7 protein-coding genes are annotated in these 10,787 nt (G+C 72.1%); 4 read left to right on the top strand and 3 right to left on the bottom strand.

All coding sequences use genetic code 11. The annotated features are described in order from the left end of the window. The coding region (locus tag AC1D15_RS08015; protein WP_477825566.1) for an ATP-binding protein at positions 1 to 1,136 on the top strand (1,136 nt) is incomplete at its 5' end. On the opposite strand, the gene AC1D15_RS08010 is transcribed toward AC1D15_RS08015, so the two are convergent. From AC1D15_RS08010 to AC1D15_RS08000, 3 genes are read right to left on the bottom strand one after another with little or no spacing between them, the layout of a single operon-like run. Further along, the gene (locus AC1D15_RS08010; RefSeq protein ID WP_477825565.1) at positions 1,087 to 4,194 is read right to left on the bottom strand and encodes an efflux RND transporter permease subunit; all 3,108 of its coding nucleotides are present in this window, start codon (positions 4,192 to 4,194) and stop codon (positions 1,087 to 1,089) included. The genes AC1D15_RS08015 and AC1D15_RS08010 overlap by 50 nt on opposite strands. After that, entirely contained in the window at positions 4,191 to 5,348 is a 1,158-nt protein-coding gene (locus tag AC1D15_RS08005) for an efflux RND transporter periplasmic adaptor subunit (RefSeq protein WP_477825564.1), read from the bottom strand. The genes AC1D15_RS08010 and AC1D15_RS08005 overlap by 4 nt, the downstream gene beginning before the upstream one ends. After that, on the bottom strand, positions 5,345 to 6,778 hold the full coding sequence (locus tag AC1D15_RS08000) for an efflux transporter outer membrane subunit (protein ID WP_477825563.1): 1,434 nt from the start codon (positions 6,776 to 6,778) through the stop codon (positions 5,345 to 5,347). Before AC1D15_RS08000 ends, AC1D15_RS08005 begins: the two co-directional genes overlap by 4 nt. Positions 6,779 to 6,887: 109 nt before the next feature. Here AC1D15_RS08000 and AC1D15_RS07995 point away from each other — a divergent pair, with 109 nt between their 5' ends. From AC1D15_RS07995 to AC1D15_RS07985, 3 genes are all read left to right on the top strand, one after another. Beyond that, complete coding sequence (locus AC1D15_RS07995) at positions 6,888 to 7,580, top strand: response regulator (protein ID WP_047506747.1); 693 nt, start codon at positions 6,888 to 6,890, stop codon at positions 7,578 to 7,580. Beyond that, positions 7,580 to 8,620, top strand: coding sequence for a sensor histidine kinase (locus AC1D15_RS07990; protein ID WP_477825562.1), 1,041 nt, complete (start codon positions 7,580 to 7,582; stop codon positions 8,618 to 8,620). Before AC1D15_RS07995 ends, AC1D15_RS07990 begins: the two co-directional genes overlap by 1 nt. A 139-nt stretch (positions 8,621 to 8,759) precedes the next feature. Next, positions 8,760 to 10,562 (top strand): carbohydrate-binding protein, encoded by a 1,803-nt coding sequence (locus AC1D15_RS07985; RefSeq protein WP_477825561.1) that lies wholly within the window; start codon positions 8,760 to 8,762, stop codon positions 10,560 to 10,562. The last annotated feature ends 225 nt before the right edge of the window (positions 10,563 to 10,787 follow it).

Genomic DNA, 10,787 nt, shown 5'->3' with positions numbered 1-10,787 from the left:
TGAGCCACGAGATCCGCACGCCGATGAACGGCATCCTCGGCACCACCGAGCTGCTGCTGACGACCGGGCTGCAGCCCGACCAGCACCGCTACGCGAAGACCGCGCACCGCTCGGCGATGGCGCTGCTCGCGCTGATCGACGATGTGCTCGACCTGTCGCGCATCGAGGCCCGCAAGCTCACGCTGCACCCGGTCGCGGTCGACGTGGGCACGCTCGCGGCCGAGACCGTCGAGCTGATGAGCTTCGCCGGCCGCGACAAGCCGGTGACGCTGAGCTGCTCGCTGCCCACCGCGCTGCCGGCCGTCGTCGAGTGCGATCCGGTGCGGGTGCGGCAGGTGCTGGTCAACCTGCTGCACAACGCGATCAAGTTCACCGAGCGCGGCACGGTCGCGCTGGTCGTCACGCTGCTCGCCGACACGCCCGAGGCGGTGCGGCTGCGCTTTCGGGTCGAGGACACCGGCATCGGCATCGCGGCCGACAAGCTCGGGCTGATCTTCGATGCGTTCACGCAGGTCGACGGCAGCAGCACGCGCCGCCACGGCGGCACCGGGCTGGGCCTCGCGATCGTCAAGCAGCTGGTGGAGCTGATGGACGGGCGCCTGGGCGTCACCAGCGAGCCGGGCGTCGGCTCGGCCTTCTGGGTCGAGCTGGACATGAAGAAGTCGACCGCGACGCCGGCACCGGCCGCCACCACGCTGTCGGCGCTGCCTGCCGAAGCGGCCGAGCCGCGCGGCCCGCTGCGCGCGCACGTGCTGCTCGCCGAGGACGATCCGGTCAACCAGATGGTGCTGCACAGCATGCTGGTGAAGCTGGGCTGCGAGGTCGACATCGCGTCCGACGGCGCGGCCGCCTTCCGCGCCGCGCAGGAGTTCCGGCACGACCTGATCTTCATGGACCTGCACATGCCGGTGATGGACGGCCACGACGCGGCGCGCCAGATCCGCGCCTGGGAGCGCGAGCAGGGCGGCTACACGCCGATCGTCGCGCTGACCGCCGACGCGCTCGACGGCGACCGCGAGCGCTGCCTGCAGGCCGGCATGAACGATGTCGTCACGAAGCCGGTCAGCACCGCGATGCTGGCGTCGGTCATCGAGCGCTGGACGGGGCACCCGACGCAGCCCGCGTCGCCCTGGTGAACGGCAGCCGCTGGATCGCCAGCAGCAGGTCGTCGACATAGGTGAACACGACCGGGATCACGAGCAGGCTCAGCACCGTCGACGTGAGCAGCCCGCCGATCACGATCACGGCCATCGGCTGGCGGAAGCTCGCCTCGGCGCCCAGCCCGAGCGCGTTCGGCAGCATGCCCGCGCCCATCGCGATCGTCGTCATCAGGATCGGCCGCGCGCGCTTGTGGCAGGCATCGAGCAGGGCGTCGAGCCGCCCCATGCCGTGCGTGCGGCGCGCCATGATGGCGTACTCCACCAGCAGGATCGAGTTCTTCGTCACGATGCCCATCAGCATCAGCAGCCCGATCACCGACGGCATCGAGAAGCTCAGGTGCGTGACCAGCAGCGCGAACAAGGCCCCGCCGAGCGACAGCGGCAGCGCGCACAGGATGGTGGCCGGCTGCAGGAAGTCGTGGAACAGCAGCACCAGCACCGCGTAGATGCAGAACACGCCGATCGCCATCGCGAGGCCGAAGCTCTCGAACAGCTCGCCCATGCGCTGCAGCTCGCCCTGCTCGACCGGGTGCACGCCGGCCGGCAGGTGCTGYAGCGCCGGCAGCGCCAGCGCCTCGCGCTGCACCTCGCCGAGCGTGCGGCCGGCCAGCTCCACCGTCAGCGTCACGTTGCGTTCGCGGTCGAGCCGGTCGATCTGCGCCGGGCCGCTGCCGATCGCCAGCTCGCCGAGCGATGCGAGCGCGACGCTGCCGCCGCTGCCGGCCACGCGCAGCTGGCCGATCGCGGCCAGGCTGTCGCGCTGCGAGGCCTCGACGCGCACGCGGATCGGCACCTGGCGCTGCGGCAGGTTCAGCTTGGGCAGCGCCGTCGAGTAGTCGCCGTAGGTGCCGATGCGCAGGACATCCGCGGCGGCCCCGGCGGTCACGCCCAGCGCCGCGGCACGCGCTGCATCGGGCGTCAGCTGCACCTCGGGCCGTTGCAGCGCGGCGCTGGATGTCACGTTGCCGATGCCGTGCAGCGTGCGCAGCTGGCTCTCCAGCGCCGCGGCGGCCTGGTCGAGCGCCGCCGCATCGTTGCCGGCCAGCGTCAGCTGCAGGCTTTCGCCGTTGCCGCCGCCGCCCACCGCGCTGCGCACGCCCGGCAGGCCGCGCAACACGCCGCGCAGCTCGGCCTCGATCGCCGACTGCTTGCTCGCGCGCTCGCCGCGCGGTACCAGGTCGACCGTCAGCGTCGCGCTGTTGCTGCTGGTGCTCGCGCTCGACGAGGTGCCGGGGTGGTCCTCGCCGGCGGTGATGCCGACGGCGCTGAACACCTGCTTCACGCCGGGCACCGCGCGCATCCGGCGCGAGGCCTCGCTCGCCACCGCGTCCATCTCCGCCAGCGTGCTGCCGGGCGGCAGCGTCAGCGTGACGCGGGTCTGCGCGTTGTCCTGCGCGGGCAGGAATCCCGACGGCAGCAGCGGGATCAGCGCGAGCGACAGCGCGAAGAACGCGAGCGCCGCCAGCACGGTCGTCTTGCGCCGGCGCAATGCGCTGCGCGCCCAGCCGAGGTAGCGCGTCATCAGCGCGCTGTCGGCGGCCTCGTGCGGCGCCGGCGCGCCGCGCGCCTTCATCAGGTAGGCGGCCATCATCGGCGTCAGCAGGCGCGCCACCAGCAGCGAGCACAGCACCGCGACCGAGGCGGTGACGCCGAACTGCCGGAAGATCTTGCCGACGACGCCCGACATGAAGGCCGTCGGCAGGAACACCGCGACCAGCGTGAAGGTGGTCGCGACCACCGCGAGGCCGATCTCGTCGGCCGCCTCCATCGCCGCCTGGTACGGCGTCTTGCCGGCCGCCAGGTGGCGCGCGATGTTCTCGATCTCGACGATCGCGTCGTCGACCAGGATGCCGATCACGAGCGACAGCGACAGCAGCGTGATCGTGTTCAGCGAGAAGTCAGCCAGGACCATGAAACCGAAGGTCGGCAGGATCGACAGCGGCAGCGCCGCCGCCGAGATCAGCGTGGCCCGCGTGTCGCGCAGGAACCACCACACCACCAGCATCGCGAGCACCGCGCCTTCGAGCAGCAGGTGCATCGAGCCGCGGTAGTTGTCCTCGATCGGCGCGACGGTGTTGCTGGCCTCGGCCAGCGCGACCGACGGGTTGGCCTGCCCGAAGGCGGCGACCGCGCGGCGCACGGCGCCGGCGACCGTCACGTCGGAGTAGCCCTTCGAGCGCGACACCTGCAGCGCGACCACCGGCGCGCCGTCGCGCCGCGCGAGCGACGTGCGCTCGGCCGGCCCGTCGACGATGCGGGCGACCTGGTCGAGCCGCACGCTGCGGCCGTCGCCGAGGGCGATGCTCATCGCCGCGAGCTCCTGCGCCGAGCCGACCGCGGCCAGCGTGCGCGCCGACTGCCGCTGGCCGGCGATGTCGCCCTGGCCGCCGGAGCTGTCGGTCTGCGCCGCCTTCAGCTGCGACGAGACGGTGGCCGGGCTGATGCCCAGGCCGGCCATCAGCGCCGGGTCGAGCTCGATGCGCACCTCGCGGTCGATGCCGCCGATGCGCTGCACCGCGGCCACGCCCTTCACCGACAGCAGGGCCTTCGTCAGCTCGTTGTCGACGAACCAGGACAGGTCCTGTTCGTCCATCGACGCGGAGGCGGCGGTGAAGGTCAGCAGCGACGAACTCGCCGCGGTGCTCTTCGACACGGTGGGTGCCGACATGCTGGCCGGCAGGTCGGCGCGCGCGCTGTCGACCGCGTTGCGCACCTCGCTGAGCGCGACCTCGGCGTCCTTCTCGATCTCGAAGCTGACGGTGATCGCGACCGTGCCGTCGGTGATGGTGGTCGTGATGTGGTCGAGCCGCGTCAGCGACGCGAGCTTGTCCTCGATCTTGCGGGCGACCTCGGTCTCCAGCTGCGCGGGCGCGGCGCCCTCCAGCGAGGCCGACACCATGATGGTCGGCAGGTCCATGTCGGGAAAGTCCTGGATCTGCAGCTTGTGGAAGCCGATCAGCCCGAGCACGGTGAGCAGCACGAAGACGAGGACGGCCGGCACCGGGTTGCGGATCGACCAGGAGGAAATGTTCACGGGCGGGCGCCTTGCGGGTTCGGGTTGTCGTTCAGGGTCAGCTTGACGGCGGGGGCGGCCTGCGCGACCTGCACCGGCGTGCCTTCGGAGAGGAAGGCGCCGCCGCTCGCGACGACGCGGGCGTCGTCCTTCAGGCCGGTCAGCACCTCGACGCGGTCGCCGATGCGCCGGCCGATCGACACGGTGCGGCGCGTGACGGTGCCGTCGTCCTTCAGCAGGAACACGTCGTTGCGGCCGTCGCGCGGCACCAGCGCGGTCTGCGGCAGCGTCAGCGCCGGCGTCACCGGTCCGTCGATGCTGCCGTTGGCGAACAGGCCGGGCTGCACCGCGCTGTCGGCCGGCAGGCTGACGTAGACGAGCGCGCGGCCGGTGCTGGTGCTGAAGGTCGGCGCGACCAGGCGCACGCGGCCTTCGATCACCTGGCCGCTCGCGAGCGTCAGGTGCGCCACCTGCCCGGCCTGCACCTGGGCGAGCTGGCGGGCGGCCAGCTCGGCGCGCCATTCGACCTTGCCCTGGCGCACCAGCCGGAACAGCTCGGTGCCGGCCGGCACCACGTTGCCCAGCACCGCGCTGCGCGAGGACACGATGCCGTCATCGACCGCGAGGATGCGCGTCTGCGACAGCTGGATGCGGGTGGCGAGCAGGTCGGCCTCGGCCGACGCGAGCGCCGCCCGGTTGGTGGCCTCGGCGATGCGGTAGTCGTCGACCTGCTGGCCCGACAGCGCGCCGCTGCCGTCGACCGCGCCGGCGCGCTGCAGGTTCATCTGCGCCTGCGCGAGGCCGGCGCGGGCCTGCGCGACGGCGGCCTGCTGCTTCTGCAGCTGGGCCTGCAGCGCGTCGTCGGCCAGGCGCGCGAGCAGCTGGCCGCGGCGCACGCGGCTGCCCACGTCGGCGAGCAGCTCGGTGATGCGCAACGAGCCGGTCTCGGCACCGATCACGGCCTCCTGCCAGGCGCTCAGCGTGCCGCTGGCCTGCAGCGTCTGCGGCCAGGCGGTGCGGGTCGGCGTGGTCAGCGCGACGCTCAGCGCGGCGGCCGGCGTGGCGGCCTGTGCCGGGGCGGCCGAGGCGGTGCCGCCCCACACCTGCCAGGCGCCGCCGCCGATGGCGATCAGCAGGGCCGCGGCGATCGCGGTGGTCTTCAGGCTTGGTTTCATGGTCGGGCTCCGGGGGTTGAAGGGGCGGTGGCTTGCAGGGTGTCGACGGTCCAGCCGCCGCCCAGCGCCTTGTAGAGCGCGACCCAGTCGCGCACCTGGTCGCGTTGCAGCGTCAGCAGCGTCGTCTCGGCCGAGATCGCGGCGCGGCGCGCTTCCTCCAGCGTCATCAGGCTGCTGCGGCCGGCGCGCCAGTCGGCCTGCACCGAGGTGAAGTAGCGCCGGTAGCGCTCGGCCGCGGTGCGGGCATCGCGGCTGCGGCGGGCCGCGCCTTCGAGGTTGACGAGGGCGGTCTCGACCTCCTTCACCGCGCTGCGCACCGCGCTGCGGTAGCCGGCGAGCGCGGCGTCGTACGCGGCCTGCGCCGAGTCGACCGCCGAGCGCGCCTGCCCGCCGTCGAGCAGCGGGATCGACAGGCTGGGGCCGAACGACGCGCTGCGGGTCGATCCGGCGAGGCTGGAGGACGACACGCTGATCGTGCCGCCCAGCGTGAAGCTCGGGTAGCGGCCGGCCTCGGCCTGGCCGATCTCGGCGCTGGCGGCGGCGAGCGCTCGCTCGCTGGCGACCAGGTCGGGCCGCTGGCGCAGCAGGTCGGCCGRCACGCCGTCGACGCTGAAGGCATCGGGGATCGGCACGGCCGGCGGCGTCGCGTCGATCAGCGTGCGCAGCGCCGGTTCGTCGGCACCGGTCAGCGCGACGAGCGACTTGACCAGGCCTTCGCACTCGGTCTGCTGCGCGATCAGCGTGGCGTTGGCGCTGGCGGCGCTGGCCTCGGCCAGGTCGCCGTCGGAGGCGGCGCTGAAGCCGGCGCGCACCTTGACCTGCGTGAGGCGCACGGTCTCCAGCTGCGAGCGGACCTCGCTCTCGTCCTGCCGGGCCAGCAGCCGGCAGGCGCGGTACTGCACGTACGTGTCGGCCACTTCGGCGGCGAGCGAGACGCGGGCCTCGTGCCAGTCGGCGCCGCGCGCATCGACGCGGGCCTGCGCGGCTTCGCGGCCGCGCCGCAGCTTGCCGAACAGGTCGATCTCCCACGAGGCGTCGAGGCCGCCGCTGCGTGTCGTCGTGTCGCTCGTGACACCGTCGGTGCGCTGGTGTGACCGGCTCGCCGAAGCGCTGCCCGTGAGCGACGGCGCTGCCGACGCACGGGCGCTGCCGAGCGCGGCCCGCGCGGCGGCGATGTTGGCCGCGGCGGTCGCGAGCGACGGGCTGTCGGCCTCGGCCATCTGCACCAGGCGCGCGACCGTCGGGTCGTCGAAGGCCGACCACCAGCTGGCGAGCTGCACGCTGCTGCCGTGGTGCGGCAGCGCGGCCTGCCACGTGCTGCCGGTGGCGACCGCGGGGGCCTGGTAGTCGGGGCCGACGACTGCGCAGCCGCTCAGCAGCAGCGCCAGCGAGACGCCGAGCGCAACGGGTTTGACGAGGAATCTGGACATGCCTTCATCGTAGGAAAGCGCTCTGTCGGGCGGTGTTCGGCTGCGTCAAGTTGGGTAAAAGCGGGCGGGCGAAGGGTGTCGGCGGCTGTCGCCGCGCCATACTTCGCCGATGATTTCCGTGCTGCTGGTCGATGACGATGCCGAACTCACGTCGATGCTGGGCCAGTACCTGCAGCGCGAGGGTTTCGATGCGCACGCGGTGCACGACGGCGAGGCGGGGGTGGCCGAAGCGCTGTCGGGGCGCTACGCGATCGCGGTGTTCGACGTGATGATGCCGAAGCTGAGCGGCATGGAAGCGCTGCGCCGCATCCGTGCGACGAGCCGGCTGCCGGTGCTGATGCTCACCGCGCGCGGCGACAACATCGACCGCATCGTCGGCCTCGACATGGGCGCCGACGACTACATGCCCAAGCCGTGCATGCCGGGCGAGCTGGTGGCGCGGCTGCGCGCGATCCTGCGGCGCGTCACGCCCGCCGGCGACGAGGGCGCGTCACCGTCGCGGCGCCTGCAGGCCGGTGCGCTGGAGCTGATGCCCGGCAGCCGCAGCGCGCTGTGGCGCGGCGTGCCGCTGGAGCTCACCGGCACCGAGTTCAGCCTGCTGGAGGTGCTGGCGCGGCAGGCGGGGCAGCTCGTCAGCAAGCAGGACATCTCGAAGCGCGCGTTCGGCCGGCCGCTCGAGCGCTTCGACCGGCGCATCGACGTGCACATCAGCAGCATCCGGCAGAAGCTCGGCACGCGCGCGGACGGGCAATCGTGGATCCAGGGCGTGCGCGGCATGGGCTACCAGCTGCTGGTGGACTGATGGCGACCTTCTGGAAGCTGTTCGTCAGCCTGTGGGCGATCTGCATGATGGCCTTCGGGGCCTCGGTGGCGGTGCTGCATTTCACCGGGCACCGGCCACCACCGGACGACGGACTGTTCCCGCTGCTGCCGATCGCGCTGGGGGCGCTGATCAGCCTGATCTTCAGTGCCGGGGTCGCCAGCGTGCTGTCGCGTTCGCTGGGCCATCTGCGCTGGGGCCTGCAGCGCGCGGCGCAGGAGCGCTTCGAGACGCGGGTGCGCCCGCTGATGGACCCGCGCAGCAACGAGTTCGTCGCGGTCGCGCAGGAGTTCGACCGCATGGCCGAGCGGCTGCAGCTGATGYAGGCGACGCGGCGCACGCTGCTGCACGACCTGTCGCACGAGCTGCGCTCGCCGCTGGCGCGCATGCAGGCGGCGATCGGCCTGAGCCGGCAGGATGCCGAGGGCGCGCGGCTGCTGCACGAGCGCATCGAGCGCGAGGTGCAGCGGCTGGACCTGCTGGTCGAGGAGCTGCTGACGCTGCACCGGCTCGAATCGGCCGACGATCCGGCCGGCGAGCGGCTGGCCACCGCGCGGGTCGATCTCGTCGAGCTGCTGGTGGCGATCACCGACGACGCGGGCTTCGAGGCGCGGGCCGCGGAAGGCCGCAGCGTCGAGCTGCGCAGCGGCGGCGGTGCCTTCGTCGCGAACGTCAATGGCGACCTGGTCTACCGCGCGTTCGAGAACGTGATCCGCAACGCGGTCAAGTACACGGCGCCGGGCACGCGGGTGGAGGTGGAGGTGCGGCTGCCCGCGCATGGCAAGACGCTCGAGGTGCTGGTGTCCGACCGCGGGCCCGGCGTGCCGGAAGACAAGCTGCAGGCGATGTTCGAGCCCTTCGTGCGCCTCGAAGGCAGCGAGTCGGTGCGTGGCACCGGGCTCGGGCTGGCGCTCGCGCGCCGCGCGATCGTCTCGCACGGCGGACGGATCGACGCGAGGCGGCGTGACGGCGGCGGGCTGACCGTGTGCATCCAGCTGCCGGCGGACGGGCCGCAGGCCTGAATCGGGACCGGGCCCGGTTCACTGAAACCTGCGCACTGAAACCCGCTGTTACCCGGCGCGCGATGCGCGCCATCGCGAATCTCGCCTACGCTTGGCCCTCATTTTTGAAAACGGTTTCAAACCAGAAGGGAGCGTGATGGTGTCGAACAGGAATTCCGTGTCGTCGTTGCGTGCGGGCCTCGCCGCCGCGCTGCTGTCGGTGCTCGCGGCCGGCCCCGCGCTGGCCGACGTGCCGGCGCTGTCGGTCAGCGGCAACCAGCTGCAGGTGGGCGGCACGCCGGGCAGCCTGTCGGGCGTCAGCTACTACTGGAGCAACAACGGCTGGCCGGGCGCGAAGTACTACAACGCGAGCACCGTGGGCTGGCTCAAGTCGGACTGGAAGGCGAAGGTGGTGCGCGCCGCGATGGGTGTCGAGGACGCCGGGGGCTACCTGCAGGACCCGGCCTCGAACAAGGCGCGGCTGAAGGCGGTGGTCGATGCGGCGATCGCCAACGACCTGTACGTGATCATCGACTGGCACTCGCACTACGCCTGGCAGTACCAGGCGCAGGCGATCGAGTTCTTCCAGGAGATGGCGCGCACCTACGGCAAGAACAACCACGTCATCTACGAGATCTACAACGAGCCGAAGAACGACGCGAGCTGGAGCGGCAACGTGAAGCCGTATGCGCAGGCGGTGATCGGTGCGATCCGCGCGATCGACCCCGACAACCTGATCATCGTCGGCTCGCCGAACTGGTCGCAGGATGCCGACGTGGCGTCGCGCGACCCGATCACCGGCTACTCGAACATCGCCTACACGCTGCACTTCTACGCCGGCACGCACGGCCAGTGGCTGCGCGACAAGGCGACCACCGCGATGAACAACGGCCTCGCGCTGTTCGTCACCGAATGGGGCTCGGTGAATGCCGACGGCAACGGCGGTGTGGCCACCGCCGAGACCAATGCCTGGGTCGATTTCATGAAGGCGCGCAAGCTGAGCAATGCGAACTGGGCACTCGACGACGCACCCGAAGGCTCGGCCGCGCTGGTGGGCGGCGCGAGCGCCACCGGCGGCTGGCCCGAAGCGTCGCTGACCGCGTCGGGCAAGCTCGCGCGCAGCATCGTGCAGGGCTGGCCGGCGCCTGCGCCGACGACCTGCAGCAACACCGTGCTGCCGGCGACGCTGCAGGCGGAAAGCTTCTGCCAGATGTCGGGCGTGCAGGTCGAGGCCACCGCCGATGCGGGCGGCGGCAGCAACCTGGGCTACATCGACGCGGGCGACTGGATGACCTATGCGGTCGACGTGCCGGCCGACGGCAACTACCGCGTCTCGTACCGCGTGGCGAGTGCCGGCAGCGGCGCGAGCCTGCAGCTGGAGCAGGGCGGCGGCACGCCGGTGTTCGGCACGGTCAACATCGCCAGCACCGGCGGCTGGCAGAACTGGACGACGGTGTCGCACGTGGTCGCGCTGAAGGCCGGCAAGCAGGTGCTGGGCGTGTCGACCAAGACCGGCGGCTTCAACCTGAACTGGCTGCAGGTCGAGCGCGCCGACAGCGGCGGGACGGCGATCGCCACCGTGAAGGCGAGCACGTTCTCGCAGATGAGCGGCGTGCAGACCGAGGCCACCACCGACAGCGGCGGCGGGCAGTCGGTGGGCTACATCGATGCGGGCGACTGGCTGTCGTATGCCGGCACGCCGATCACGATCCCGAGCACCGGCACCTACACGATCGCGTTCCGCGTCGCGAGCCTGGACGGCGGCGGCTGGTTCTCGTTCGAGGAGGCGGGCGGCACGCCGGTGTATGCGACGGTGTCGGTACCGAGTACCGGCGGCTGGCAGAACTGGACCACGGTGAAGGCCACGCTGACGCTGACCGCGGGCACGCACAAGTTCGGTTTCAAGGCGCAGACGGGGGGCTGGAACCTCAACTGGTTCAGCGTGACACCGGGCGTGCAGTGAGCATGACCCGGTTGCGGCCGGGTTGCGGGAACCACCCGCTGCGCTGGGTTCAGGCGTCCGGGGGCCTGAAACGATCCGCATGGGCCGCGGACATCAAGGTCCGCAGCGTCGGCCACTTGCGTGTCCAGAACGGGCCGGCCGGGATCAGGCTCGGGTCGATCGCATCGGCCACGTGCCGCCCCCAGCGGGCCGCGACCTTGCGGCCGGCGTCGCTGAGCGCGAGGC

This window comes from Rhizobacter sp. P2_H2, assembly GCF_056403375.1.
This window is presented reverse-complemented; position numbering and strand designations above follow the sequence as displayed.